General features: G+C 65.3%; 24 protein-coding genes. 4 read left to right on the top strand and 20 right to left on the bottom strand.

Features of this window, described 5'->3' with window-relative positions; translation table 11 throughout:
- Positions 1-120 precede the first annotated feature (120 nt).
- Positions 121-606, bottom strand: a complete 486-nt coding sequence (locus XH92_RS20515; protein ID WP_246788505.1) for a copper chaperone PCu(A)C — start codon at positions 604-606, stop codon at positions 121-123.
- 130 nt (positions 607-736) lie between these two features.
- Between XH92_RS20515 and XH92_RS20510 the strand changes: the two genes are divergently transcribed.
- Positions 737-1732 (top strand): phosphotransferase, encoded by a 996-nt coding sequence (locus XH92_RS20510; RefSeq protein ID WP_194460803.1) that lies wholly within the window; start codon positions 737-739, stop codon positions 1730-1732.
- Between the two features lie 3 nt (positions 1733-1735).
- On the opposite strand, the gene XH92_RS20505 is transcribed toward XH92_RS20510, so the two are convergent.
- Positions 1736-2443, bottom strand: a complete 708-nt coding sequence (locus tag XH92_RS20505) for an NUDIX domain-containing protein (RefSeq protein ID WP_194460802.1) — start codon at positions 2441-2443, stop codon at positions 1736-1738.
- A gap of 168 nt (positions 2444-2611) precedes the next feature.
- Here XH92_RS20505 and XH92_RS20500 point away from each other — a divergent pair, with 168 nt between their 5' ends.
- Positions 2612-3655 carry an SPFH domain-containing protein gene (locus XH92_RS20500; RefSeq protein ID WP_194460801.1) on the top strand — a complete coding sequence of 348 codons (1044 nt, stop codon included), beginning with the start codon at positions 2612-2614 and terminating at the stop codon, positions 3653-3655.
- Positions 3639-4574, top strand: coding sequence for a sugar kinase (locus tag XH92_RS20495; protein WP_194460800.1), 936 nt, complete (start codon positions 3639-3641; stop codon positions 4572-4574). The genes XH92_RS20500 and XH92_RS20495 overlap by 17 nt, the downstream gene beginning before the upstream one ends.
- A gap of 21 nt (positions 4575-4595) precedes the next feature.
- On the opposite strand, the gene XH92_RS20490 is transcribed toward XH92_RS20495, so the two are convergent.
- The 3 genes from XH92_RS20490 to XH92_RS20480 form a co-directional block, all read right to left on the bottom strand.
- Complete coding sequence (locus XH92_RS20490) at positions 4596-4790, bottom strand: hypothetical protein (RefSeq protein WP_194460799.1); 195 nt, start codon at positions 4788-4790, stop codon at positions 4596-4598.
- A 77-nt stretch (positions 4791-4867) separates the two neighbouring features.
- Positions 4868-5323: a cupin domain-containing protein gene (locus tag XH92_RS20485; protein WP_194460798.1), complete on the bottom strand. Its 456-nt coding sequence runs from the start codon at positions 5321-5323 to the stop codon at positions 4868-4870.
- A gap of 107 nt (positions 5324-5430) precedes the next feature.
- Entirely contained in the window at positions 5431-5946 is a 516-nt protein-coding gene (locus XH92_RS20480; RefSeq protein WP_194460797.1) for a GNAT family N-acetyltransferase, read from the bottom strand.
- A gap of 198 nt (positions 5947-6144) precedes the next feature.
- Between XH92_RS20480 and plsY the strand changes: the two genes are divergently transcribed.
- A complete protein-coding gene (gene plsY, locus XH92_RS20475; RefSeq protein ID WP_194460796.1) occupies positions 6145-6831 on the top strand; it encodes a glycerol-3-phosphate 1-O-acyltransferase PlsY in 687 nt (228 codons plus the stop codon).
- Positions 6832-6922: 91 nt separating this feature from the next.
- Here plsY and XH92_RS20470 read toward each other — a convergent pair whose 3' ends face one another.
- From XH92_RS20470 to XH92_RS20400, 15 genes are all read right to left on the bottom strand, one after another.
- Positions 6923-7738 carry a cysteine hydrolase family protein gene (locus XH92_RS20470; RefSeq protein ID WP_194460795.1) on the bottom strand — a complete coding sequence of 272 codons (816 nt, stop codon included), beginning with the start codon at positions 7736-7738 and terminating at the stop codon, positions 6923-6925.
- 58 nt (positions 7739-7796) lie between these two features.
- Positions 7797-8720: an ABC transporter permease gene (locus tag XH92_RS20465; protein WP_194460794.1), complete on the bottom strand. Its 924-nt coding sequence runs from the start codon at positions 8718-8720 to the stop codon at positions 7797-7799.
- The gene (locus XH92_RS20460) at positions 8717-9805 is read right to left on the bottom strand and encodes an ABC transporter permease (RefSeq protein WP_194460793.1); all 1089 of its coding nucleotides are present in this window, start codon (positions 9803-9805) and stop codon (positions 8717-8719) included. Before XH92_RS20460 ends, XH92_RS20465 begins: the two co-directional genes overlap by 4 nt.
- A 13-nt stretch (positions 9806-9818) precedes the next feature.
- The gene (locus XH92_RS20455) at positions 9819-11372 is read right to left on the bottom strand and encodes an ABC transporter ATP-binding protein (RefSeq protein WP_194460792.1); all 1554 of its coding nucleotides are present in this window, start codon (positions 11370-11372) and stop codon (positions 9819-9821) included.
- A gap of 2 nt (positions 11373-11374) precedes the next feature.
- Complete coding sequence (locus XH92_RS20450) at positions 11375-12364, bottom strand: BMP family protein (protein WP_194460791.1); 990 nt, start codon at positions 12362-12364, stop codon at positions 11375-11377.
- Between the two features lie 102 nt (positions 12365-12466).
- Positions 12467-13912 (bottom strand): DUF1116 domain-containing protein, encoded by a 1446-nt coding sequence (locus XH92_RS20445; protein WP_194460790.1) that lies wholly within the window; start codon positions 13910-13912, stop codon positions 12467-12469.
- Entirely contained in the window at positions 13912-15456 is a 1545-nt protein-coding gene (gene fdrA / locus XH92_RS20440) for an acyl-CoA synthetase FdrA (RefSeq protein WP_246788504.1), read from the bottom strand. Before fdrA (XH92_RS20440) ends, XH92_RS20445 begins: the two co-directional genes overlap by 1 nt.
- Before the next feature lie 285 nt (positions 15457-15741).
- Positions 15742-16701 carry a carbamate kinase gene (gene arcC / locus XH92_RS20435; RefSeq protein ID WP_050404635.1) on the bottom strand — a complete coding sequence of 320 codons (960 nt, stop codon included), beginning with the start codon at positions 16699-16701 and terminating at the stop codon, positions 15742-15744.
- Between the two features lie 4 nt (positions 16702-16705).
- On the bottom strand, positions 16706-18214 hold the full coding sequence (fdrA, locus tag XH92_RS20430) for an acyl-CoA synthetase FdrA (protein ID WP_194460788.1): 1509 nt from the start codon (positions 18212-18214) through the stop codon (positions 16706-16708).
- The gene (locus XH92_RS20425; protein WP_194460787.1) at positions 18211-19461 is read right to left on the bottom strand and encodes a DUF1116 domain-containing protein; all 1251 of its coding nucleotides are present in this window, start codon (positions 19459-19461) and stop codon (positions 18211-18213) included. The genes fdrA (XH92_RS20430) and XH92_RS20425 overlap by 4 nt, the downstream gene beginning before the upstream one ends.
- A 10-nt stretch (positions 19462-19471) precedes the next feature.
- Positions 19472-19660 (bottom strand): hypothetical protein, encoded by a 189-nt coding sequence (locus XH92_RS20420; RefSeq protein WP_050404632.1) that lies wholly within the window; start codon positions 19658-19660, stop codon positions 19472-19474.
- A gap of 206 nt (positions 19661-19866) precedes the next feature.
- The gene (locus XH92_RS20415; protein ID WP_194460786.1) at positions 19867-20703 is read right to left on the bottom strand and encodes a DUF2877 domain-containing protein; all 837 of its coding nucleotides are present in this window, start codon (positions 20701-20703) and stop codon (positions 19867-19869) included.
- A 120-nt stretch (positions 20704-20823) separates the two neighbouring features.
- On the bottom strand, positions 20824-23358 hold the full coding sequence (locus XH92_RS20410) for a branched-chain amino acid ABC transporter ATP-binding protein/permease (RefSeq protein ID WP_194460785.1): 2535 nt from the start codon (positions 23356-23358) through the stop codon (positions 20824-20826).
- Positions 23355-24230, bottom strand: a complete 876-nt coding sequence (locus XH92_RS20405) for a branched-chain amino acid ABC transporter permease (protein WP_194460784.1) — start codon at positions 24228-24230, stop codon at positions 23355-23357. Before XH92_RS20405 ends, XH92_RS20410 begins: the two co-directional genes overlap by 4 nt.
- 40 nt (positions 24231-24270) lie before the next feature.
- Positions 24271-25473: an ABC transporter substrate-binding protein gene (locus tag XH92_RS20400; RefSeq protein ID WP_194460783.1), complete on the bottom strand. Its 1203-nt coding sequence runs from the start codon at positions 25471-25473 to the stop codon at positions 24271-24273.
- Between the last annotated feature and the right edge of the window lie 117 nt (positions 25474-25590).

Raw genomic sequence — 25590 nt, 5'->3', positions numbered from 1 at the left:
CGGGTCCAGCATTCTTCATTGATCGAACCGCCCGTCCCACACGAGCGGTTGCGCGAGAAGCCTTGAGTCCCGGCGAGCGATTGTTCGCACCCGCCGCCTTCTTTGGTCACGTACCCTGGGTCACTTCTGGACCTGCACCTCCGTCTCGATGGTTCCAGCTTTCTGAAAAACGATCGCGCATTTGAACGTCTCGCCGGGAGCGAGCGCCTGACGCAACTGCAGCAGCATGACATGATAGCCGTCGCGCTTCAGCTCGAGCGTCGCCTTGGCTGGGACTGGTATATTGGATATGGAGCGCATGGCGGGTGCGCCCTCACCGCGATCGACGATGTGACGCTCGGAAAAATTCGCGACCGGGCAGCGGACACGGAGCAGCGCATCGGCGCTGTCGGCCTCGTTCTTGATCGTCATCGTCAACGGAAGGTCTCCGCCTTCTTTGTCCGCCGCCGGTACGCGCGCATCCACAATAGCCAGGGATTCGTTCGCGACGGCGTTATGCATCACTCCGAACGTGCTGATCAGGCAGAATAATGGCAATGCGACCCATGATCTGCGCTTGACGATCCTGCACGCAACGGCACCATGCAACCCCCGCACGAACGACATCAAGTTTTCTCCCGGCATGATTTTTGCGGCATTGTTTCATGCTTCGTCGCGTGCGACCAGCGATTGAAGATCGGGAACCCAGCATGAATGCGATTTCGGCACGCATAGCCGTCATGCTAACTTTTTGCGCATGAGTGATCTCGATACACTTCCGTCGGAACAGCGCGACGCAATGCATGCTGCGCTGCGTGAGGTGATCGGCACGGCAGCGATCGATGCCACGACGCCGATTTCAGGCGGCGCCACGTCGGCGCGGTTGTTTCGGATCGATGCCGGCGGCAAGAATTATTTGCTACGAATCGAAGGTGCCCCGAGCCCGCTGCGCAATCCGTATCAATATGTTTCGCTGCGTATCGCGGCAGAGGACGGTATCGCGCCACGACTCTATTATGTCGACGAGACGTCGCGCGTCGCGGTGATGGATTTCATCCAGCGGCAGCCGCTCGGTCGCTATCCCGGCGGCCTGCCGGCGCTGGCAAAGGCGCTCGGCGAATTGCTGGCGCGCCTGCAGGCGACGCCGGCCTTTCCAGCCTTTGTGCGTTATCCCGATATCGTCGCCCGGCTTTGGGCCCACGTCTGCTGCACCGGCCTGTTCGCGCCCGGCGTGCTCGACCAGTACAACGAACATCTCGCGCGCATCCGCGCGTCCTATGTCTGGGATGAAGCTAGCTCGGTCTCGAGCCACAACGACCCGCTTCCCGCCAATATCCTGTTCGATGGCACCAGACTCTGGATGATCGACTGGGAATCCGCCTATCGCACCGATCCGCTGGTCGATCTCGCTATCGTCGGCGACAGCCTCGCGCGAACACCGGAACTGGAGAGCATCTTGCATCGCGCCTGGCTCGGCCGCCCGTCCGACGAGGCGCTACGCGCCCGGCTGCGGCTGGTCCGCGCCCTCACCCGGCTCTATTACGCCGGCGTCCTGTTCAGCGCTTCCGCGACGGCGCCGCGCGACCGACCCGACACCAGCCTTGCGGCACCGACGCTTGCCGAACTAGCGGAGGCTTCGAGCGTCGGCCGGCTCAAGGTCGGCACATCAGCCGCCAAGCACGCGCTCGGCAAGATGTTTCTCGCCTCGTTTCTGTCCGACGCCGCGACGCCCGGCTTCGATCTTTCGGTTTGACGATCAGCCCGGCGGATTGAACGTCCGCGCAAAGAACACCGGCGCCCTGGCTTTCTTCAATCGATAGAGCTGCGCCGGCCGGTTCGGCCCCTTGCGCATCTTCGCGACCGGTTCGATCAGGTCGGCCGCGAGCATGCGGGTCCGGAAGGCACTCTTCTCCAGCGGACGATCGAGCACGATCTCATAGGTCCGCTGCAATTCCGGCAGCGTGAATTCCGACGGCATCAGATAGGCAGGCAGTGAGGTGTATTCGACCTTGCTCCGCAAGCGCTGCACCGCCGCCTGCAGGATATCGGCGTGATCGAAGGCAAGCTTCGGCCGCACCTTCTCGCCCTCGACCGCGAACCACTGGGCATCCGCGGCCAGCGCGCCGGCCGCGGCATGCTCCGGCAGCAAGGCAAAGTAGGCATGCGTCGCAGACCAGCCGCGCGGATCCCTCGACGCGCTGCCCCAGCTACCGAGCTGCTCCAGATACGGACTGACGACGCCGGTCTTGTCCTTCAGCTTGCGCGCGGCACAGGCCTCGAGGTCGCGATCGCCTGCGATATCGACGAAACCGCCGGGCATCGCCCAAGAGCCTGGAAACGGCTCGGTTTCCGCTTTGGGGCGTTGAACCAGCAGAACCTGAAGCGCGTCTGACCTGATGGCGAAGATGACGACGTCGACCGTCGTCAGCGGCTTCGGAAAGTCGAGTTCCGGCTTCTCGGGCATGCTCTCCCCGCTTCTCTTGACGCGTTTTCTTCAGGCGAACCGGTGCCCACTTCGCTCGAAAACGCTCTGCTGGCGTGAACCTTTTCACGGCACGGCTTGACAATAGCATACTTAGTTGTACAGTCCAACTAACTTAGTTGCTCAGACACACTTATTCAGGAGTGCGCCATGTTCGGTCTCCGCTTCATCAAGGCCCAGCCGACCACCTATCTCATGAAATACCGCCGCGGCGCGGTGACCCAGCAGGGCGCCGGCCTGTCCGGCTTCTATTATGGGCCGGTCACCTCGCTGGTCGCGGTGCCGATCGGCAGCCGCGACGCCGCCTTCATCTTCCAACAGATCGCGCGGGACTTCCAGGCGATGACCATCCAGGGCCATGTCACCTACCGGATCAGCGAGCCGCAGAAGGCCGCCGCGATGCTCAACTTCACCCTCAAGCCCGACGGCAAGACCTACGAATCCGACGACCCGGAAAAGCTGCCGCAGCGGATTCTCGCGACCGTGGAGGTGCTGGCGCAGCAGGCGGTCAAGGAGCTTAATCTGAAGGAAGCACTGCAAGCCGCCGATCGCATCGCCGGACTGATCGAGGGCGGACTGCGCGCCCGCGCCGATATCGCTTCCCTCGGTCTCGAAATCCTCGGCGTCTCGATCCGCGGCGTGAAGCCGACGCCCGACACCGCCAAGGCGCTGGAGGCCGAGGCGCGCGAAGCAATCCTCAAGAGCGCGGACGAGGCGATCTTCGCACGACGCAACTTTGCCGTGGAGCAGGAACGCGCCATCCGCGAAAGCGAGCTCGACACCGAGATCGCCGTCGAGCAGAAGAAGCGCTCGATCCGGGAGACCCAGATGGACGCCGAGGCGAGCGTCGCGGCGAAGCAGGCCGAGCTGCGCGAGGCCGGCATGGTCGCCGACATCACGCTGGAGAGCAAGCGCAAGGATTTCGTCGGTCTGAACGCCGAGAACACCCGTACGCTCGCCGATGCCGAGGCCTATCGGGTCGGCGCGCTGATGAAGATCTTCGAGGGCGTCGACACCCGCGTGATCCAGGCGCTGGCCGCGGCCGGTATGCAGCCGGGCCAATTGATCGCGCAGGCTTTCAGCGGCATCGCCGAGAAGGCCGAGAAGATCGGCCAGCTCAACGTGTCGCCCGACCTGCTCAACACGCTGCTGGACAAGCCCGTCGTGGAGGCGTCCCGTGCCCGCCGACAATGACCGCAAGATCGTCCTCGTCACCCGCAAGACGCGGCTCGAGGAGCTGATCGCGAAATACCTGACGGCGGCGCAGGCGCGCTTCTATGTCGAGCATCTCGGCGCCGACTTCTCCGATTACCAGCGCGAGCACGATGTCTACCAGGCCGAGCGCCGCGTCACCGTGCAAGCGCTGGAGCAATGGGGCCGTTACCAGATCATCGACCGGAGCTTTCTGCCGAACTTCATCTTCGGCCCGTCCGACATCGTGGTGGCGCTCGGCCAGGACGGCGTCGTCGCCAACACGATGAAATATCTCGACGGCCATCCGCTGATCGGCCTCAATCCGGATGCCCGGCGCTATGACGGCATCCTGCTGCCGTTCGTGCCGCGCGACCTCTCTGCGCTGCTGCGCGAGGTCGCAGCCGGCAAGCGCGGCCACAAGGCGGTGACGATGGCCAAGGCCGCGCTGACCAACGGCCAGACCCTCTATGCCGTCAACGACCTCTTCATCGGCGCCCGCACGCATACATCGGCCATCTACGAAATCGCCCTCGCCGATCAGAAGGAGCGTCAGTCGTCGAGCGGCCTGATCGTTGCAACCGGCCTCGGCTCGACCGCCTGGTTCAAGAGCATCGTCACCGGCTCGCTCGCGATCGCGGGCGCCTTCGGCGGCGGCGCCGACCGCCCGCCCTATCTGCCGCAGGCCTGGGACACCGGCGCACTGCGCTTTGCGGTGCGCGAGCCGTTTCCAAGCCGCACCTCGCAGGTCACGCTGGTCTGCGGCAGCCTCGATCGCGCCGAGCGCCTCAGCGTCCGTTCGCTGATGCCGGAGAACGGCGTCATCTTCAGCGACGGCATCGAGGCCGACCGACTCGACTTCAACTCGGGGACGGAAGCTCAGATCACGGTCGCTGAGCGCGAAGGACGGCTGGTGATTTGACGCCGCCAAACGACTTCACATTCACTGCGGGATTGGGTGCAGCCGCGCCAGCTGATCGAGCGACAAGGTGGCCTCGCGATCGCTCAAGGGAAAACGGACAATGATGTCCTGACGAGCCACCTGCCCCCACAGCGCGTCCGACGACCATTTCTGCGGCTCGGGGCCGCGCGGACCGTCAATCCAGATGAAATACCATTCCGTCATCGCCGCGACCAAGCTCCCTCTTGGGGAAGATTGGTCCTTCGCCAACCAATCCGCAACGGCGGATTTCGCGCCAGCCTGCGGTTCGGGACCTATTCGTAGGGCCGTCCGTCCTTGTGCAGGAAGCGGCCGTCGGAGCTCGGGCTTATCATGTCGATGTCGGAACAAGTGATGACATCGGCACGCGAGCGCGAGCCGACCTCGAGATAGATCACCGTCATCTGCGACCGGTTGATCATGTGGTGGCCGTTGCCGGAATTCTTCGGGAACGCCGCGCAATCGCCTGCGCGCAGCACTGTCTCGCCGCCGTCCTCGATCAGTACCACCTCGCCCGCGAGCACATAGACGAACTCATCCTCGTCGGAATGCCAATGGCGCTGGCTCGACCAGTTGCCCGGCGGCAGCCGCATCAGATTGACGCCGAAATCGGCGAGCCCGCCGGCGTCGCCGAGACGCTGCCGGATTCGTTCCGCGCATGGTGCGGCGAACTCGGCCGGATAGCCGCTCCCCTTGCGTTCCGGCACGTTTGTCAGATCGATCTTCGGCATGGCAGCGTCCCCGGGGCGATGGCGGCAAACGAATGCGTGACGTGAAGGGTCGATGTGCGGCTATCGCATCGACCGGCCGGAATTGTGACGCCTCAACCTGTCCGACGTCAGGCGCGCCTGACCAGATCCTTTGCCATCAGGATGTCGTCATAGTAGCGACCGCCGATCTTCAGGGCGTGCTGCTCCAGCCCGTATTCGACAAACCCCGCGCGCCGGTAGAGCCGGCAGGCAGGCTCGTTGCCTTTCACCACGACGAGCTGCACCAGCTCGACCGATTGCGCGGCGAGTTCGAGCGCGGCATCGACCAGGAGCCGGCCGACACCGGCGCGGCGCGCCGCCTGCCGCACATACATCCCGACCAGCGCGCCCTTGTGCTGCCGTTTCGGCCCGACTTCGCGAACGAAGCCGACAATGCCGGCGAGTTCGCTGCCCTGAAACGCGCCAAGTATCGCCGCGCCGCGCTCCAGCCTTTCCGCGAACCAGCCGACGGGATGAATGCTCTCCGTCTCATACGCGCTGCCGAACGCCTCGGGGCTCAAGCGCAGCGCCTCGAGACGGATGTCGCGATAGAGCGCAGCGTCGGCCGGCAAGAGGCGGCGAATCTCGATGGCGTGCGTGGTCATTCCGTGTCCTGTCTCCGTCGCGGCAACATGGCCGATCGATCGGCATGTCGATCGCAATATCTATCGCGTGGGCGGCCTGTTCCAAAAGGGGAATAGTGCGGGTAAGGGAATCCAACTTCATATCCACGGTACCGGCCGTCGCATAGAGGTGGACTCCGGATGACGCTTGCCTGACATTGGCGCACCGAGGAGAAATCGATGATTTTCTGGATCGCGAGTTTGGCTGGATTGGCAACCGCTTATCTTCTCGGTTCGATACCCGCCGGCTATCTGGCGGGGACACTTCTCAAAGGCATCGACATCCGGGAACACGGCTCCAGGTCCACCGGGGCCACAAACGTGTTGCGTACCCTCGGCAAGTGGCCCGCATTGGCGGTCCTGCTGGTGGATGTGCTGAAGGGCGCGGGAGCGATCGCGTTTGCCCGCTGGTTCTATCCCTGGCTCGGGACATTACCGTCGGTCACGCCACCGACTGCTATCGATCCGCAAACCTTGGAGCCTTGGGCGGTCTGCGTGGCCGGGCTTGCCGCGTTGCTGGGGCACAGCCGTTCGATCTGGTTGAATTTCACCGGTGGCAAATCCGCAGCGACCGGGCTCGGCGTGTTGCTGGCGCTGTCCTGGCCGGTCGGTTTGGGCGCCGCCGCGGTTTTTGGCGTTGTGCTGGCACTTTTTCGGATTGTGTCGCTTGGCTCGATGCTGGCCGCGCTCACTGCGATCACGCTGGTCTGCGTCATGGAGCAGCCCTTGCCCTACCGGCTGCTGGTCATCGCAGGTGGCCTTTACGTGATCGCGCGCCATCGCGCCAACATCCGGCGGCTGTTGGCCGGGACCGAGCCGCGCCTGGGATCAGGTGCAAGAGAACCGACAGCCGCCTCGCAAGGCTAATTTGCGCGCTCTGAGGCGACCGGCGTCGCAAGCGGCGGCCCGGCGCGGGTGATTCCGCGCCGCTGCTGCAACGGCGGAGTGCCCAGGTCTGTCACGCTTTCGAGATCGCCTCGATGACGTTTGACGAATGCGTCACGAAGCCGAAGCATTTCTTGACATTGAACAGGGTTGCTTCGACGCAGTAGCCCGGCGAGGTGGTTGCGCAGCAGTCTTCGACCAGAAGGCAGCCATAGCCCAGGAAATTAGCGTCCGTCAGCGAATGCAGCACACATTGATCGGTGTTGACGCCGGCAAACAGGATGGTCTTGGTTCCGAGGTTGCGCAGAATGCTGTCCAGCGGCGTGTCCCAGAAACCGCTGATCCGGTACTTGTCGACGTGGATGTCCTCGGGCTCCTGCTTCAACTCATCGACGACAGCCGCCGCCCAACTGTCCTTCTGCAGCACGCGCGCGCCGCTGCCCGGCAGCGGCTCGCCAAGGCCGATGCCGACGCCCTTCGGCTTGTAGAGATGGAGCTGGTTCGGCGCCATGTTCTTGAGATCGGGTCGATTGCCCCAGTTCAGCCAGATGACGTGCACGCCGGCCTTCCGCAACACCGGAAGTAGCTTCTGCAGGGGCTCGATCGGCGCCCGATCCGGCGTGTGATCGAGGCCGAGATGGTCGACCCATCCGCCCTTGGCGCAGAAGTCGTTCTGCATGTCGACGACGATGAAAGCGGTGCGATGCAGGTCGACCGTCACCGTTTGCGGCTGGGCATCGATCGTGACCGCCTTGGGCGGCGGCGGCGCCATCGCCATGTTGACGTTGTTGTCGTCGACCAGCCATTGGTAGCCGGGAGCAGACCCAAGAGGATTGGCGGTACTGGGCGCGGCGGATTCCGCCGCCTTCGCTAAAGTCGAACTCGTCATCGGATTTTCCTCCCTTGCCTATGTTTCCTTGGCTATGTTTTCTTGAAATCTGTTGCGATCAGCCGCCACGTTCGAACGGAATGGTCAGGGCCGAGGGCTGCCTGCTCTTGCCGACCAAGCCCGCGATGGCGATCAGCGCCAGCAGATATGGCAGCAACAGCAGCAGCGCGACCGGCACATCGAGCTGCAGCGCCGGCACCAGGAATTGCAGCGCGGTCGCGAAGCCGAACAAGAGGCACGCCGCCAGCGTGTACCAGGGATTCCAGCCGCCGAAGATCACGGCCGTGATCGCAAGATAGCCTGCGCCCTTGGTCATGTTCTCGGTGAACGTATTGCTGTCCGCAACCGACATGAACGCGCCGCCGAGCCCCGCCAGGATGCCGGCGTAGAGCACGCCGAGATAGCGGGTCTTCGCCACGCTGATGCCCGCCTTGTCCGCGGCGCGCGGATCCTCGCCGACCGCCCGCACCGCCAGCCCGAACGACGTGTACTTCAGGATCAACCAGGTCACGACGACCATCAGGATGCTGACATAGGCAAGGCCGGTCTGGTTCGCCAACGCCGGTCCAATTACCGGGATATGAGCGAGCCACGGCAGATTGAGCTGCGCGAAGCCGGGAATCGGATCGCGCGACAGCGGCCCGAAGATCTCGCGGTAGAGAAACGTCGTTGTACCCAGCGCCAGGATGTTGAACCCGATTCCGACCACCAGTTGGTTTGCACGCAATGTCACGCTCAACACGGCCTGCACCGCAGCAACCGTAGTCGCGACCAGGACGCCGGCCGCCACGCCAATCAGCGGCGAGCCGGTCGCCCACGATGCCAGCGCCGCCGTGAAAGCCGACATCAGCATCATGCCGTCGAGGCTGAGATTGAGCACGCCCGCGCGCTCGCTCAGCATCTCGCCGGTTGCGGCGAAGATGATCGGAACCGCGAGACGAAGTCCGGAACCGATGAACACGGCCATCTGTTCGTCAATCATCGGGTCACCTTTCGGTTGGTGAGGATTGCGGAGCCTGCAATGATAATGACGATCAGGCCCTGGCAGATCAGGACGACGGCGGACGGGACATGGGCCGAGATTTCCATGTTGATGGATCCCGATCGCAGGAATCCGAACAGCAGCGCACCGATCACCACGCCGACGGCCGAGCCGCGCGACAGCAGGCCGACCACCAGGCCGTCGAATCCGTATCCGGACGAGAAATCGCTGGTCAGATAGAATTGCTGGCCAAGGATCATGATCGCGCCGCCGAGACCGCCCAGCCCGCCGGAGACCGTCATGGCCAGGATCACGTAGAAGCTCGTCCGCATGCCCGCGCGGCGAGAGGCTGTCGCGTTCAGGCCGACCGCGCGCAGCCGCAGACCGAGCGCGCTGTGCTTGAGCACCAGCCACACCACGACGACCGCGATCGCCGCGATCAGCAGACCGATATGGAGCGGCGATCCATTGTCCGGGAATAGCAGCGGCAGCTTGGTCGTGTCGGGAATCTCGGCCGATTCCGGTAGCGACGACACATCGCTGATCGGCTTGCGCAGCAGGTGAAAGGACTCGACGGACCAGTACACCAGCGGCAGCGCGATGAAGCTGAGCAGCAATGTGCTGATCACCTCGTTGGTGCCGCGTGCCGCCTTGAGGAAGCCCGCGAGGCCGCCCCAGATAGCGCCGGCGATGGTCCCCACGGCGAGCGGCACGATGAACGCCAGTCCCAGCGGCAGGTCGCCGGCGCCATGCAGGGCCGCTGCCGTCGCGAACATGCCGCCCATCGCGATCTGCCCCTCGCCGCCCACATTGGTCAGGTTGGCACGGCTGGCGAAGATGAAGCCGAGACCGACCAGCGCGAGGCTGATGGCGCGGTTGATCGAGGCACCGATGTTGAAATCGCTTCCCGCCATGCCGTCCCAGAACGCTTCGATCGCCTCGACGACCGACGCACCGGTGGCGGCGATGATGAGCAGGCCGATCCCGAGCGCGATGATCGTCGACACCACTGGAACCAGGACCTGCAACGGCACGAGTTCGAGTCTCGCGCCCTGCGCGACCCGCGCAAGCTTCGGATTTTTCATGACCATGGCCAACCTAGACATGCGCGTGCCCCGACATCATCGCTCCGATCGCCTCGCGGCTGAACGCCCCGGCCGCGAGCTCGCCAACCAGCTTTCCGCGGTAGATCACCGCGATCCGATCCGACACCGCCATCAGCTCCTCGAGCTCGCTGGAGATCAGGAGAACCCCGAGGCCGTCATCGCGCGCGGCACGGATGCGATTGTAGACCGCCTCGATCGCACCGACGTCGAGCCCGCGGGTCGGCTGCGCGGCGAGCAGGAACACCAGCGGATCGAGCGAGAGCTCGCGTGCAAGCACCGCCTTCTGCTGATTGCCGCCGGACAGGCTCGCCATCGACACATCCGGGCTGCTCGCCCGCACGTCGAAGTCGCGCATCATCGCCTCAGCCGCCTTGCGGCGCGCCGACTTGTCGAGCAGGCCGAAGCGGCTGAATTTTCCGATCGCGCCGAGAAACAGGTTCTCGGCCACCGACAATTCCTTGATACAGGCCACCGCGTGGCGATCCTCGGGAACGATCCCGACACCCGCATCCGTGATCTCTTGCGGTGTGCAGCCGGCGACCTGCATCCCGCCGACCACGACCGCGCCGGCGCTTGGCGCGGCGAGACCGGCCAGGATCCATCCGAGCTCGGTCTGGCCGTTGCCCTCGACGCCGGCGATGCCGACGATCTCGCCGGTGCCGACCGTGAGGCTCAACCCGTCGAGCCTCGGCACGCCATGCGGGTCGCGATACACGAGGTCCGAGATCTCGAGCACCGCCTCGCCCGGCGACACCGGACCAGCCGCATCTGAAGGTTTCGCCGGCGTCTTGCCTTCGATGTCGACCGCGGCGGCGAGCACCGAGCCTGCCGACTGGACGTCGCGGCCGACCATCGAGCGCACCAGCGACCGGATGTCGGCGCCCTCCATCGCGACGGTCTCGATGATCCGGCCCTGCCGCAGCACCGTCGTGCGATCGGCCACACGGCTGATCTCGCCGAGCTTGTGCGTCACCAGGATCACGGACTTTCCGCGCAGCGCCACCTGGCGGCAGATCGCCAGCAGCGCGTCGATTTCGTCCGGCTGCAGCACAGCCGTTGGTTCGTCGAGCACGAGCAGCTGCGGATCGCCGAGCAGGCACTTGATGATCTCGACCCGCTGCCGCTCGCCGACCGAAAGCTCATCGATCCGCGCCTCGGGGTCGATCTCGAGTCCGTATTCCGCGGCGAGTTGCTCCATCCGCACGATGATGTCCTGCGGTTTCAGCACCGCGCTGGCCCGGCCGAGCATCAGGTTCTCGGCCACGGTCATGTTGGGCACCAGGCTGAAATGCTGATGCACCATCACGACGCCGCGCTGCAGCGCCTCCGCCGGGCCGCGCGGATCGAACGGCTCGCCGCCCAGCGTCATCGTGCCGGCATCCGGCCGGTGCACCCCGAACACCAGGTTGCACAGTGTCGATTTGCCGGCGCCGTTCTCGCCGAGCAGGCAGTGCACCTCGCCGCGCTCGATCAGCAGCGATATGTCGTCGAGCGCGGTAAAAGCCCCGAAGCGCTTGGTCAAGCCAGACAGTTCGAGAAGAGCCACGGTCAGCCCACCTTGACTTTGATCTTGTTCGACAGCAGGTCGTCCTTGAGCTCCTTGATCTTGGCCTGGATCTCGGGCGTCGCCCCGGCGCAGATCTCGATATCGGCCGAGCGCGGCCCCATGGCGAGGCCGAACTGCTTGTACTCGGGGTGCCAGGTTCCGGCGACGGCCTGATCGATGGCATATTCGACCATGAAGCCGATGCCGCTGACCGTGTAGGCGATGTAAAGCGGGTTGTTGTCGGAGCAGTAGTTGGTATAGCTCCCGATCATCCTGGTGCCCTTCTCGCGGGCCGCCTGCTCCATGCCGCGCACGCCGAGATTGAGGATGTTGTAGTGGACGTCGGCTCCCTGCGCGATCGCGGCAAGGGTCGCTTCCTTGGCCTTGGCGACGTCGTCGAAGTCGCCGGTGTAGGTCACGAAGCATTTGGTATCCGGCTTGACGTGCTTGGCTCCGTTCGCGAACTCCGTTCCGGTGTTGACGATGGCCGGGATTTCAAGCCCGCCGACATAGCTCACCGCGCCGTTCTTCGACATCATCGCGGCGACCGCGCCGGCAATGAAGCCGATCTGGGCCTGCAGCACGTCGTATTGCGCGACGTTTTCGGTCGGCTGTCCGGTCGGTCCGACGATGGAGAACTTCACCTTCGGGAATCGCTTGGCGACCTTGAGCACCGATGCCTGGGTCTGCCCCGCGGCGCCGATCACCATGTCGTTCTTGCTCGCAAGCGTGACGAGCGCCTGCTCCATGTCGGCGAACTTGACGTTCTCGATCGACGTGATGACGACCTTGTTGCCGTGGCGCTGTTCGGCCGCCTTCATGCCGTTGTAGGCCGACTCCATCCAGCCATGGTCGGCCCGCGATCCCGGAATCAGAATGCCGATGCGCAGCGGCTTCGCTGCATCGTCGGCGAAGGCGAGCCGGCCCGATGACCCGATGAAGGCTGCCGAGAGCAGACTTGTTTGCAGAAATGCACGACGGGTACCGTTCATGTGTTTCCTCCTGTTCGTTTCCGGTGTTGCCGCATTGTTTGTTGCGGCCATTTTTTGCATCGGCGGCGCGCCCGCGCCGTCGTTCTCACGATCGAAGCAATTTCAGCTCGCGGCCGCCGTCGCCAGCGCGCCGACGGCGTCGACGAAGCACTTCATCGGCGCCTGTACGACGCCGGCGCCGATGATCCCCATGCCCGGCTCCTTGTGCGCGGTCGCGGTGTTGATGACCGGCCGCCTGCTCTCGTCCACGACCTTGCGGATGTCGATGCCAACAGGCGCTCCGATGAAATCGAGCATCGGCAAGGTGAAGCCGGGATTGCGACCGATCGTGACGTGCGCCATCTCGCGCGAGTAACGCAGCGCATCCTGCGGCGTGCCGCCGACGAACTGCACCATCGCCGGAGCCGCCGCCATTGCGAACGCGCCCAGTCCGGCGGTCTCGGTGATCGCGCTGTCGCCGATATCGGGATTGGCATCGGCCTCGCTGAAGCCGGGCAGAAACAGGCCGACCGGGATGTCGGCCGGACCGACAAACCATTGTCCCTTCAGTCCGCTGACCCTGATCCCGACATTGACGCCATTGCGCGCCATCGCCGTGACGATGCTGCTGAACGGCACGCCGTGCGCGGCATCCATGGTCGCCTTGCATGCCGCCATCGACAGGCTCAGGAAGAACATGTCGTCCGCCCCGATCGTCCGCAGCGTCTCGTGAACCTGATCGCGCGAGATCGAGGATTTGAGCAGCGATTCCGTGACGGCGCGATACAGCAGCAGGGTCGCGGCCGTGTTGCGGTTGTGCACGTCGTCGCCCATGTGCAGCGACTGCGACATCAGCGGCTTCAACGGCAATCCACCGTCGATGCCAGCGACCGCGGCCTTCAGGCATGGCGCCAGCACGTTCTCGATGAGCTTGAGGCCCTCAATCACTTCAGGCGCGAAAGCGCCGAAGCGCAGCGTCTTGGCGCCGCCGGATTCCATCATCGGCGCATAGGCGCGATTTCCGGTGGTCTTGTTCTGCACCACGAACAGCGGCATCGAGGGCGAGATGATCCCGGTCATCGGCCCGACCGCGCCGAATTCGTGGCACGGCGCGAAGCGGATGCCGCCTGACGCGACGAGTTGCTCGGCCTCTTGCTGGGTCACCGCCCATTTCTCGTAGAGAATGGCGCCGACGACCGCCCCCTTCATCGGGCCGCACATCTCGTTCCAGGCGATCGGCGGACCGGCATGGAGCAGCGTCCGGCCCATGTCCGGCCAAACTTCTGATGCGTGCGACGCGACGTCGACCCACACCGGCTGCGCGGTCAGGATGCGCTCGAGCACTTCGGCATTGGCGCGATCGATCCGCGATCCGAGGCAGTCGGCATCGCCGGCGTCGCCAACCAGTTGCGCAAGGCTCCAGGCGACCTCGGGACTTCCGTCACCGACCGGCTGCCACTGCAGCCGCACCAGCGGCGCACCACTGCTCTCGACACCGCGATCAAGGTCGGAGGCGCCGAGGCTGATGACGGAAGTCTTGTTCTGGAGCGCGGAAGGAGCTGCGTTCATCATCGTTCTCCACCTTGCATCACGCGACGCCCGGTAGCGCTGTCATCCGCGGCCATGCGGCTCGCGATGGCTTGCGCGACGCGGGCTGCGCCAGTGCTGCTGCTGACGATCTCCGCGCCCGCATCGGCCAACGTGCCTTTCTGGATCTCGTACGGCTGCGGATCTGCATCCGTGCCGCAGACGAAGCAGATCACGGGAAGCTCCCGCCCCTGCGCTCGCGCCGCGGCCTTCGCCCGGCGGATCGCCGGAGCCAGGATCTCGGCCGGATTGGGGTGGCTGCCGTAGCCGAGCACGACGTCCAGAACGATGCAGGCAACGGCCGGATCGCCCGCTTCCTTCAGCAGCCGTTCGACCCGCACGCCATAGTCGATCATCGGATGCGGACGCCCGACCGTGAATTCGTCGCTGCCGAGATCGATCGCCGTGTGCCCGTGGCTCTCTTCCACGTCGGTGAGACGCTCTGCGCCGGCAAGCGGCGCGTTGGAGCGGGCGCGAATGCCCGCCGCCCGCCAGATGGTCTGGGCCTCCGAGCAGAACGTTCCGCCGGAATAGAGACCGCGCAAGTAGCGCTGCGACGGCGCCAGCGACGCACAAACCTTCGTTGCCAAATTTTCAATGGACTGCTCGTCGCTTCCGGGTTGGCGCGCACCCGCAAGCGCGACGGCCTGCCGCGCGGTCTCCTCGAGCGACGACGTGCGGTGAACATTGCCGGCCGATGCAGCCGGCTCGCCGCCGAGGAAGCAGATCACGACCGGCTTTCCGATCGCCCCGGCGCGCTCGATCACCCGCTTCTGCACATCCGGCGCAGGAGGCTTCGAGACGATGGCGACAACCTTGGTGTGCGCGTCGGCGGCCAGCAGCTCCAGGCCCTGCAACATCGTGATGCCGCCGACCTCGCTTGAAACGTCGTGGCTGCCGGTGCCGATCGCCTGCGAGATGCCCTGGCCATGACGATGTATCTGGCACATCACCTCTTGCAGGCCGGTGCCCGACGCACCCACGAGCCCGATCGCGCCCCGCCGAACGACGTTGGCAAATCCAAGCGGCACGCCGTTGATGATGGCCGTGCCGCAATCCGGTCCCATCACCAGCAGGCCCTTCTGCGCCGCAACGCGCTTGATGGCCACCTCCTGCTCGATCGGCACGTTGTCGCTGAACAGCAGCACGTTCAGGCCCCGGCGCAGCGCCTTCAAGGCTTCCGCGGCGGCGTAAGGGCCCGGCACCGAGATCAATGCGAGGTCGGCATGGTCGGCAATCGCGACGCCGCCTGAGATCGAGCGCGGCGGTGCTTCCGCCGCCGCTTCGGCCGATCCGCCCTTCGGTTCTTCGCCGGCGAGCAGGGAGTGGATCTCCTGCTCCGCGGCTTCGCGCTTCTCGGGCGCATCGTCCGCCACGACGATCATGATGTCACCCGGCTTGGCGTTCTCCAGCGCCGGACTCATCAGCCCGGCCTGTTGCAGGAACTCCTTGTTGCTGCGCGTCCCCATCAGCAGCGTGACCCGCTGCACGCCGGTCCGCGCGATCGTGACTTGGGAAATCCGCATCAACGATACGGAATCCTTGTACAGGTTCGCCCTAATGCTGGATTGAATGGCCATTGCCTTGTCGTTCCCTTGAATCCCGCAGGCTGCTTGTTTGTCTTGTGTTTGAGCTTGAGCCAGCGGCCAGCTCGATTGCCTGATCAGAATGAGGCGCCGAGGCGTCTCACCTGCTTCAACTCGGTGAGCGCGGGCGCGATTGCGGCCATCGAAATCGGACCACCGTCATGCTCGCCGCTCGAATCCAGATTGGCGCGGGCGGATCCCCCGCCGAGGCGCCAATCCCGGTAGCTAATGAACGACGTGTGTCCCGGTCTCGCCCCGCAGCGCCGCCATGGCGCAATCGAGGTGACTGATGATCGCGCGCTTGCCGCCGCCCTCGAGAAACCGGATCGCCGCATCGACCTTGGGTCCCATGCTTCCCGGCGGGAAATGTCCCTCACGGTGGTAGGCCTTGATCTCCTCGAGACTGACCTGATCCAGATCCTTCTTGTTCGGCTTGCCGAAATTCACCGCGACACGCGGGACCGCGGTCAGGATCAGCAACTCCTCGATACCAAGCACATTGGCGATATGAGCTGACGTCAGATCCTTGTCGATGACCGCCGGCACGCCGGTGCGCACGCCCTTCGCGTCACGGACCACGGGAACGCCGCCGCCACCGCCCGCAATGACGATCGTTCCTCGCTTGACCAAGGCGTCGACCAGCGAGATGTCGCAGACATGCTTGGGCTTCGGCGACGGCACCACATGACGCCATCCGCGCCCTGAATCCTCACGCATCGCCCAATTGAGCTCGGCGCTGATCTTCTTCGCCTCGTCCTCGGAGAAGAACGGCCCGACGAACTTGGTCGGATTCTTGAACGCGGGATCGTCCTTGTCCACCTCTACCTGGGTCAGCAGGCTTGCCACATGCCGCTGGTTGCCCTGTTCGCGCAAGGCATTCTCGATCGCCTGCATCAGGAGATAGCCGATGCCGCCCTGGCTGTGCGCGACGCAGATGTCCATGTCCATCGGCGGGATTCGGCTCATCGTCAGCATCTGGCGCATCATGATCTTGCCGACGACCGGGCCGTTGCCGTGGGTGATGACGAGTTCATTGTCAAGTTGCGCAAGCGGCAGCAGCGCTTCCGCGGTGATCTGCGCGACCGACTTCTGCTCCTGGGAGGTGCCCCTGATATCCTCGGGGTGAACCGCATTGCCACCGATCGCGACCACCAGGCGGCGCGGTACGTCATTGAGTGTACGCATTTCCTTACCTCCCGGCATTCTGGACGATGGCAACCGCAAGCTCGCACGCCTGCGCGTTCGACGGCGCAACGAGGATTCCAGCCCGCTCCAGTTTCCTGACCTGCGCGGAGCGCCCTTGCGGATCCTGCTCCGTGCCGACGACGGACGCGATCAACGCCGGCGCATCCTGCCCGCGATCGGCGACGATTTTCGTCAGATGCTCGGCGGGATCGGCATGCGCGCCATAACCGAGCACGAGATCGAGCAGGATCACCGAAAGATCGCGGTTCTTGAGTGCCGCGCGCAACGCGTCATCGCGCACGGACGGGTCGATCATCGGGTGCGGTCGGCCGCGGGTATATTCGTCGTCGCCGAGGTCGATCAGCCGATCGCGGCCGGCGTTCGGCTCGACGCCGAGCTTGACTACGCCAGGGATCGCGGCATTCGACGCCACCTTCCGGCCTGCGGCAGTAAGGATCACCTGCGCTTCGGCACACAGCGTTCCGCCGGCGAACAAACCCTCGATCCCGCCGCGGCTGCTGCGCGGAAGCCGTGATGCGACGGCATTCGCATCGAACCCTTCGCCGATCCTCTTGTCGTCCAGAGCCAGCTCCGCGGCGCCTTTCAGCGTCGGCGAGAAGCGGGCGTTCGGCGGCAGATCGACTTCCGAAGCACCGATGAAGCATACGGTGTACGATTTCCGGCTCCTGCCGATCCGCTCAAGCACGGATTTGGCGACATCGGGATGTGGCGGCTTCGAGATCAGCACCACGTGATCGGTTTCCGGATCGGAATCGAACGCATCGATCGCCATCAGCGTGGTGATACCGCCGATATCCTTCTTCAGATCGCGCCCGCCGACCCCGATGGCGTGGGAGATTCCCGCGCCGGCTTCCGAGATCAGGCACGAGACCTCCTGCGTTCCGGTGCCCGACGCGCCGATGATGCCGATCCTGCCGCGCTTGATCTTGTTGGCGAACGCCAGCGGCGCGCCGCCGATCACGGCCGTTCCGCAATCCGGTCCCATCATCAGCAGGCCGGCCGCCCGCGCCTGCTGCTTGAGTGACAATTCGTCCTCGAGGGACACGTTGTCGCTGAACATCAGGACATGCAGGCCACGATTGAGCGCCTTGCGGGCTTCGGCGGCGGCGAACTCGCCAGGAACGGAGATCAGCGCCAGATTGATGTCCGGCCTGACCTTCACGGCGGCGGCGATCGAGTGCGGCCGCCATGCCGCCTGCGCCTCGCCCTGGGTCTTCGGCTTGTCGAGTGACTTGATCGCATTGTCGAGGGCTTCGCGGGCGGCGGATTCGGACTCGGCCTTGACCGCGATGACGAGGTCATTGCCATTCACGGCAGTGCCCTCCTCGAGCAGCCCGGCATTGCGCATGATCGCGGCGTTCGACGGCGTCCCCATCATCAACGCCGCCTCGATCACGCCGGGCGAGCCGGCCACCTCGCGCGACAGCCGCATCAGCGCGACCGAGTCGAGATAGAATCCCTTGCGGACCTCGTTCAGGACAACGACGTTCATGACACACCCAAATCCTTGGCGATCGCGACGATCGCCTGCTGGAAGCACGCCAACGGCGCCTTGACCACGCCGGCACCGACCTGCCCGATGCCGGGCTCGCGATGCGCGATACCGGTGTTGATGACCGGCACCACGCCGGAATCGACGACCAGGCGGATGTCGATGCCGGTCGGCACGCCCGCGAAGTCCATCGCGGCGATGGTCCATTCCGGATTCTGCGCAACCGTGATCTCGCCCATCGAGCGGGTGAAGTTGCCGGCCTCGGACGGCGCGCCGGCGCCCACGAAGCCCGCGACGGCCGGCGCTGCCGCCATCGCAAATCCGCCGAGACCAATCGTCTCGACGATCGCGGAATCGCCCATGTCCGGATTGGCGTCCTTCTCGGAATAGCCGGCGAAATAAAGTCCTTCCGGCATTTCGACCGGCGCGGTGAACCATTGCTCGCCGAGCCCGCTGACGCGGATGCCGAAATCGGTGCCGTTGCGGCACATCGTGGTGACGATGGTCGAACCCCGAATGCCGTTGGCAGGATCGGTGATCGCCTTGCCCATCGCCATCGCGATGTTGAGGAAGAACTGATCGTTCTGCCCGATGAACGCGAGGCATTCGGCGAGAACGGCGTTGTCGGTCGAGCTTCGCGCCATCCAGGGCGCGATCTCGCGGAGGAAGACGCTCGAGCAGGCGAGATTGCGCTGATGCAGCTCGTCGCCCATCGACAGGCCCCGCGCGACGATCGATTTCAGGTCGATGCCGCCCGCGGCGCGGATCGCCTTGCCGAGCGTCGGCCCGAACACGTCGCGCAGCCAGGCGAGCCGCTTCAGCACGCTCGCGTCGTTGCCGCCGAAGCGCATCACCTTGCCGAGCCCCTCGTTGATCGCGCAATAAGCGCGATTGGAGAAGCGCGCATTCTCGACCACGAACAGCGGCATCGACATCGTCGTCATGCCGGTCATCGGGCCGACCGCGCCGAAATGGTGGTTCGGGTGAAATTCGATCTCGCCACTGGCCGCGAGCTTGGTCGCGGTCGGCAGATCCTTCGCCCATCCCTCGAACACGATGGCGCCCGCGACCGCACCTCGCATCGGGCCGCACATCCTGTCCCAGGAGATCGGCGGTCCGGCGTGGAGGATCATCCGTTCGCGCAGGCCCGGGATCAATTCTCGGGCGGGAACGATGTCGATCAGCCGCGGCTCCCCTTCGAGGATCCGGGTGAGCGCCTGCTGGTTTGCGTCTTCGATCAGTTTCATCGGTGCGCCCTCACACACCGAGCTTTGCGAGCAGGGCCGCCATCTGCGGATCGCCGCCGGCCGATGGCTTCCAGTCGACGTGAACGACGTCGATGCCGCAGTCGCGAAGGTCCTTCACGAACCCCTCAAGCCCGACATTCACGACTTCGACCTTGCGCGCCAGCAATTGCTGATACTGCGGCCTATCCTGATCCGTCATCGTCTCCGCCCTAACAAAGTTCGTTTTCGTTGTGTCGAGCTAATAAGAAAATACTTACTTCGTCAAGACCGGATTCTCGGGAAATGCGAATTTCCGCAACCCGCTCGAACAGCGGACCGGCCGAAGCGTAATCCCGCCCTAAAAAAAGTGCTCCGAACTTCGTTCGGAGCAGTCTGGGAGAACTCGAAATCCGATCCGCAACGGCGTCACCGCGCGCGAAGGGCGTGGCGCAGGACGACCAGACTGCCCGCGAATGCATCCAGTCCGGACGTATGCCCGATCGCCGCCAGGGCGGTGAGCGCGCGGCGAAATCCGGCCGCCTCGCCGCTCATCGTTGCATGGATGGCGGCATGCAGTGCCGCCGCGCCGTAACCCAGCGCCGCCGCGCGCAGATGGATTCGGCTGATGTCGTTGGTGCCATCGAGCAGCGCGCGGCAATGTTCCCACAATGCGTCGCGACACTCGATGCGTCCGAGCGCAGCCAGCGCAATCAGCACACCGCCGATCAGATCGTCGCCGGATGGCGTAAGCCCCGGCCCGAGACCGATCAGGCCGGCAAGCCCGGACCATCGATCCGCATCGTCATCGGTGCCTGCCAGGACTTGCTCGAGTGCAGCGAGGCCGGGCATGGCGGCGCGAACGAGTGCGGAGGCGTCGGCCGGAACCCGTCCGGCCCCGATCACCGCAAGGCCCTCCGACGTCAGGTCGCCGCCCCACACCTCGTCGACGGCATCAAGGCCACGACGGAGGCTGCTGATCGACCAGCGTGGTGCCGCGGGCGGCGCCCAGACCGACCGCGCGGCCAGATTCGCGAGCGGCGTCGCTCCGATCCACAGAATGGAGTCCGCAACCCGCACCGGATCGCCGACGGCCAGCCCCGGCCATCGGAAATCACCGACGACGTGCAGCGGACCCGACCCGATGCCGGTCCGTCCAACGCAGATCCAGATCCCGTCGATCACGGCGTAGAACGAACGTTCGAACACGGCGACCACCTGGCCCGCGGCGCGCTCGCGAAGCGCTTTGTCGGCAAGGAGACCCACTTCCACATCCGCGCAGACCGTAGCTGCCGGCTCGTGACGACGCTCGCCCGCCGCGCGCACGCGACCGGGCTGCCTTCGGTCAGCTTCGCGACTTCCGACCAACATCCGCCCTCGCCTCCCTCAACGTGCCTGGGCCGCGAGCCGTTGCGGCGCGCCGGCCTGGGCCTCGCCGCCGAGATACGCCGCCTCGAGCAACGGATCCTCGGCGATGATGTCGGCGGCGCCGCTCTTCAGGATCGCGCCGGTCTCCAGCAGATAGGCCCGGTCGGCCAGCGCGAGCGCATGGCCTGCCATCTGATCGACCACGATGATGGTCATGCCTTCGCTGCGCAGCCGCTCAAAGGACGCAAACAACTCATCGACCACCAGCGGCGCCAACCCGAGCGACGGCTCGTCCAGCATGTAGATCTTCGGCCCGGTTAGAAGGCCGCGCGCGACCGCGAGCATCTGCTGCTCGCCTCCCGACAACAGGCCGGCGCGCTGGTCGATGCGCTCCTTCAACCGCGGGAAGCGGACGAACATCGCCTCGATCTCGGCATCTAGGTCTATCCCCTTGCGCGCATAGGCGCCGAGCTGCAGGTTCTGCTTCACCGTCAGTTCCGGGAAAACCTGCCGCCCTTCCGGCACCAGCACGACGCCGGAGCGGGCACGAACATGGGCGGGCATCCTGTCGATGCGGGTCTCGGCGAGCCGCACTTCGCCCGTCGACCGCGGCGGTTCGAGACCGGCGATCGACCGCATCAGGGTGGTCTTGCCGGCGCCGTTGGCGCCGAGCACCGCGACCGCCTCGCCGGGCGCGACCACCAGATCGATCCCGTTCAACGCGCGCGACAGGCCATAGAACGAATCGAGCGTCTTGACCTCGAGCGCGGTGCCCTGCCGCGCCGGCCGCGGCTCGCGGCGCTTCTCACCGGGCGTGGCGTCGCCAAGATAGGCCTTGCGCACCAGCGGATCGTTGCGGATCGCCGCCGCATCGCCGATCGCGATGCGCTTGCCGCCGTCGAGCACGACGATGAGATCGCTCAGCGACATGATCATCGGCATGTCGTGCTCGACGATGATCACGGCGATCCCGAGATCGGCGATCCGGCGCAACAGCGCGGTCAGGCGCTGCTTGTCGCCCTTCGACAGGCCCGCCGCGGGCTCGTCGAGCAGCAGGATGCGCGGCCGCAACGCCAGCGCGCGCGCGATCTCGACCAGCCGCTTCTCGCCATGGGACAGCGAATCCGCAAGACGATCGACGTCGCCATCGACGCCGGCAAAGCGCAGCAGGAACCGGGCGAAACGTTCGGTCTCCGGGTTGCGCAGCGCGGAGACGACGCCGCCGAGACGGCCGACCCGTTCGGCCAGCAGGATGTTCTCCAGGATCGTGAGCGAGCCGAACAGCTGCGTGGTCTGGAACGTACGGGCGACGCCGACCCGCGCCAGCAGATGCGACGTCATGCCCGTGACGTCGCGATCGCCAAGCTTCACCGTCCCTGCCTGCGGCCGGTAGAAACCGCAGAGCAGATTGAGCGCGCTGGTCTTGCCTGCGCCGTTGGGACCGATGATGCTGGTGACGGCACCGGGCGCCGCCTTGAACGAGACACCCTGGACCGCGCGCACGCCGCCGAACGAGATCGAGAGATCGGTCACGTCGAGCCCCGCCGCATTGTGGGTCTCGAGGATCGCAGCATCGGTTTCCGCCGCAGCGATCGCGGGCTCGGCCACCGGCTTGCGCGCCGGCAGGAATCTTCCGACGAGCTGTTCCACGAGGCCAACGATGCCGGAGGGCGCGGCGCGCAGCACGACGAACAGCAGCACGCCGAAGGCCAGCAGGCGATACTCCGCAAGATCCGACAGCGCTTCCGGCAGCAGCACCACCAGCGCGGCGCCGATCACCGGGCCGAGCACCGAGCCGGCGCCGCCGACCATAACGGCGAACAGCAGCAGCACCGATTGCAGGAACGGAAACGAGCTCGGGCTGATATAGCCCTGCAGCGGCGCGAACAGCGCGCCGGCCAGCGCCATCGCGGCCGCCGAGATCACGAAGGCCACGGCGCGGACCTGCACCAGATCGATGCCGAGCGAGCGCGTCGCGACCTCGGTATCGCGGGCGGCACGCATGGCATAGCCCCAGCCGCTGCGCTTCAGCCGCTCGAACAGGATGAGGCCGGCGAATACCAGCACGACGCCGGCGATGGCAAGCGAACGCTCGGACAGCGAATAGCCGAACACGCTCGGCGGCGCGCTCAGCATCAGGCCGTTGCCGCCGCCGGTGAGATCGCGCCACTCGATCGTGACATGCTCGACGATGAAGCCGAACGCAATCGTCACCATCGCCAGATACGGCCCACGCACGCGCAGCGCCGGCATCGCCAGCAGCCCGCCGACGATGCTGACCAGCACGATGGCCCCCGCCGTCGCCGCGAGATAGGGCCAGCCGGCCTTTTCCATCAGCAGCACAGTGGTGTACGCACCGATCGCCATGAAGCCGATATGGCCGAGCGAGATCTGGCCCGCGAGGCCGAGCAGGACGTTGAGGCCGATGCAGGCGATCGCAGTCAGCGAGATCGTCGCGATCAGGAACACCGAATAGCTGTCCGCGACCGCGGCATAGAAGATGGCAATCGCGAACGCCGCGAGCGCGACGAGAAGGGAGGCGCGAGAGGTCATACCTTCTTAACTCCAGCTCGGCCGAGCAGCCCGTGCGGCATGACGACGAGGATGACGATGACGGAAGCGAACGTGATGATCTGGGTGTACACCGAGCCGAGATAGTTGGTCGCGAACACCTCGATCAGGCCAAGACACAATCCGGCCAGCATGACGCCCCAGGCGCTGGCGAGACCGCCGATGATGGCAGCGGCGAACGCCTTGATGCCGAACAGCGTACCCATCTCGGACGAGACGTTGAACAGCGGCGCGATCAACAGCGCGGCGACGCCCGCCAGCATGGCCGACACCGCGTAACTCGCGGCAATGGCGCCGCTGACATTGATGCCCATCAGCCGCGCGGCGTTGGGATTCTGCACCACCGCAAGCATCGCGACGCCATGCCGCGTGCGGCGGGTGATCAGATGCAGCGCCAGCGCAAGCAGGAGGCCGACCACGGGAATCAGGAGCTGCAGCGGGTAGACGCCTGCGCCCTCCACGATCTGGATCGGCTTGGCCGCGAGCATCGACGGGAAGCTGCGCGGCTCCTTGCCGAACACGAACAGCATCACATTGTCGACGATGATGCCGACCGCAACGGTCGCCATCAGCCAGTTGTCCGACCCGCGCTGCACGAACGGACGAACCGCGAAGCGTTCAATCAGGACGCCGTAAACCGCGCAGACCAATAACACCGCGGGAATGCCGATCGCGGCCGGCCAGCCCCACACGATGAGGAAGAAGTATCCGGCAACGGCTCCCAGGGTCATCGAGCTGCCCTGCGAGAAGTTGACCGTGCCGGACACGGCGTAAGTGACGTGAAAGCCCAGCGCGAGCAGACCGTACATGCTCCCCAGCGCCATTCCGGTTATTATCGCCGAAAGAAACGACATCGATGATCACCCCGATCTGCTTGCTGGACGACCGCTGCCGTCAGTTCTTGAACGGCAGGATGTGGTTGTCTTCGAAATGGGCCCAGATGTAGTCCTGCGCCGTCAGCGCATCGTGCTTGTCCTGGGCAAACGGCTTCTCATAGGTCTTGATCAGGCCTTCCAGCCGGTCGATTCCGTAGAAGCCGTCACGAATGGCGGTCGGATCGGTGCTGCCGGCCTTCTGGATCGCGCCGGCGATCACCAGGACGCTGTCATAGGCGTTGGCGAAGCCGACTGCGGGCGTCACGTCCGCCGGGCCCTTGATGTCCGGATACTTCGCCTGCAGTTCGGCGAGCACGCGCTTGCCGACCGGCGAGAGGTTGCCGAAGAAGCTGTAGGTCTGGACGAAGACGACGCTCTCGGCGCTCGGCCCGGCAAGCTCGGTGAAGCGGCCGCCGGCCGGTCCCCAATGCGAGACGATCGGCGGCGCCCAGCCCATCCGGTCGAGCGATTTCACGACCTGCGAGGATGGACCGACATTGCCGACCAGGAACAGCGAGTCGGCGCCGGCCTGCTTGAGCCGGGATAGTTGCGCGACCACGTCGACATCGTTCGCCTCGAACTTCTCGACACCCGCCGGTTCGATCCCGGCAGCCTTCAGCGCCGCGCGCAGGCCGTGCTCGTTGGATTCGCCCCAGGGATTGTTGACGAGGATGAGGCCCGGCTTCTTGGCGGCGAAGGTCTTGCCGGCGAATGCAACGATCGCCTTGTCGACCTCGTCGTCCATCGCCGAGACGCGGAACACATAATTGGACGCGGCGCCGTTCTGCGTGATGTTGGTTCCGGCGGCCCACGGCACCACGAACGGCATCTTGACGTTGTTGACGAACGGCACGATCGCAAGCTGCACCGGCGTATCGAGACCGCCGAGCAGCACCGCGACCTTCTCGCGCTGGATCAGTTCGCGCGCCGCGGTCAGCCCCTTGGCGGGATTGCTTTCATCGTCGCGGCGCACCAGTTCCAGCGGACGGCCGAGCACGCCCCCCTTCGCGTTGATCTCCTCGATCGCGATCGTGGCGCCGCGGGTCAACGCTTCGCCGGCGCGCGCCGATTGCCCGGACAGCGCGGTGACGAGGCCAATCTTGATCGGCTCGGCGGCCTGCGCCCGCTCCGCGAACGGCACGGAGCCGATGAGAATGGCCAGTGCGCCCTGCAAGACAACGCGGCGGCACAGCCCGGTGATGGGGGTACAAGCGTAGCTCATTTCTGCAATTCCTCCCTCTCCGACGGCTCCCGAGCCGCCTCTGGTCCGCTGCCGCTGTGTCCGCGGCCTTGACGGAAGTAAAAACTTTCTTCACAAATCGACGAATGTCAAGCGGCT

Source organism: Bradyrhizobium sp. CCBAU 53421, from assembly GCF_015291625.1.
Taxonomy (GTDB): domain Bacteria; phylum Pseudomonadota; class Alphaproteobacteria; order Rhizobiales; family Xanthobacteraceae; genus Bradyrhizobium.
Note: the sequence above shows the minus strand (reverse complement) of the source record. Positions and strands in the feature narration are given on the sequence as shown.

Excerpts from the sequence above, each read along its gene's own strand:
- XH92_RS20515 (WP_246788505.1), bottom strand. The coding sequence starts at position 606 with ATGTCGTTCGTGCGGGGGTTGCATGGTGCCGTTGCGTGCAGGATCGTC.
- XH92_RS20510 (WP_194460803.1), top strand. The coding sequence starts at position 737 with ATGAGTGATCTCGATACACTTCCGTCGGAACAGCGCGACGCAATGCAT.
- XH92_RS20505 (WP_194460802.1), bottom strand. The coding sequence starts at position 2,443 with ATGCCCGAGAAGCCGGAACTCGACTTTCCGAAGCCGCTGACGACGGTC.
- XH92_RS20500 (WP_194460801.1), top strand. The coding sequence starts at position 2,612 with ATGTTCGGTCTCCGCTTCATCAAGGCCCAGCCGACCACCTATCTCATG.
- XH92_RS20485 (WP_194460798.1), bottom strand. The coding sequence starts at position 5,323 with ATGCCGAAGATCGATCTGACAAACGTGCCGGAACGCAAGGGGAGCGGC.
- XH92_RS20480 (WP_194460797.1), bottom strand. The coding sequence starts at position 5,946 with ATGACCACGCACGCCATCGAGATTCGCCGCCTCTTGCCGGCCGACGCT.
- plsY (WP_194460796.1), top strand. The coding sequence starts at position 6,145 with ATGATTTTCTGGATCGCGAGTTTGGCTGGATTGGCAACCGCTTATCTT.
- XH92_RS20470 (WP_194460795.1), bottom strand. The coding sequence starts at position 7,738 with ATGACGAGTTCGACTTTAGCGAAGGCGGCGGAATCCGCCGCGCCCAGT.
- XH92_RS20465 (WP_194460794.1), bottom strand. The coding sequence starts at position 8,720 with ATGATTGACGAACAGATGGCCGTGTTCATCGGTTCCGGACTTCGTCTC.
- XH92_RS20460 (WP_194460793.1), bottom strand. The coding sequence starts at position 9,805 with ATGAAAAATCCGAAGCTTGCGCGGGTCGCGCAGGGCGCGAGACTCGAA.
- XH92_RS20450 (WP_194460791.1), bottom strand. The coding sequence starts at position 12,364 with ATGAACGGTACCCGTCGTGCATTTCTGCAAACAAGTCTGCTCTCGGCA.
- XH92_RS20445 (WP_194460790.1), bottom strand. The coding sequence starts at position 13,912 with ATGAACGCAGCTCCTTCCGCGCTCCAGAACAAGACTTCCGTCATCAGC.
- fdrA (WP_246788504.1), bottom strand. The coding sequence starts at position 15,456 with ATGCGGATTTCCCAAGTCACGATCGCGCGGACCGGCGTGCAGCGGGTC.
- arcC (WP_050404635.1), bottom strand. The coding sequence starts at position 16,701 with ATGCGTACACTCAATGACGTACCGCGCCGCCTGGTGGTCGCGATCGGT.
- fdrA (WP_194460788.1), bottom strand. The coding sequence starts at position 18,214 with ATGAACGTCGTTGTCCTGAACGAGGTCCGCAAGGGATTCTATCTCGAC.
- XH92_RS20425 (WP_194460787.1), bottom strand. The coding sequence starts at position 19,461 with ATGAAACTGATCGAAGACGCAAACCAGCAGGCGCTCACCCGGATCCTC.
- XH92_RS20420 (WP_050404632.1), bottom strand. The coding sequence starts at position 19,660 with ATGACGGATCAGGATAGGCCGCAGTATCAGCAATTGCTGGCGCGCAAG.
- XH92_RS20410 (WP_194460785.1), bottom strand. The coding sequence starts at position 23,358 with ATGACCTCTCGCGCCTCCCTTCTCGTCGCGCTCGCGGCGTTCGCGATT.
- XH92_RS20405 (WP_194460784.1), bottom strand. The coding sequence starts at position 24,230 with ATGTCGTTTCTTTCGGCGATAATAACCGGAATGGCGCTGGGGAGCATG.
- XH92_RS20400 (WP_194460783.1), bottom strand. The coding sequence starts at position 25,473 with ATGAGCTACGCTTGTACCCCCATCACCGGGCTGTGCCGCCGCGTTGTC.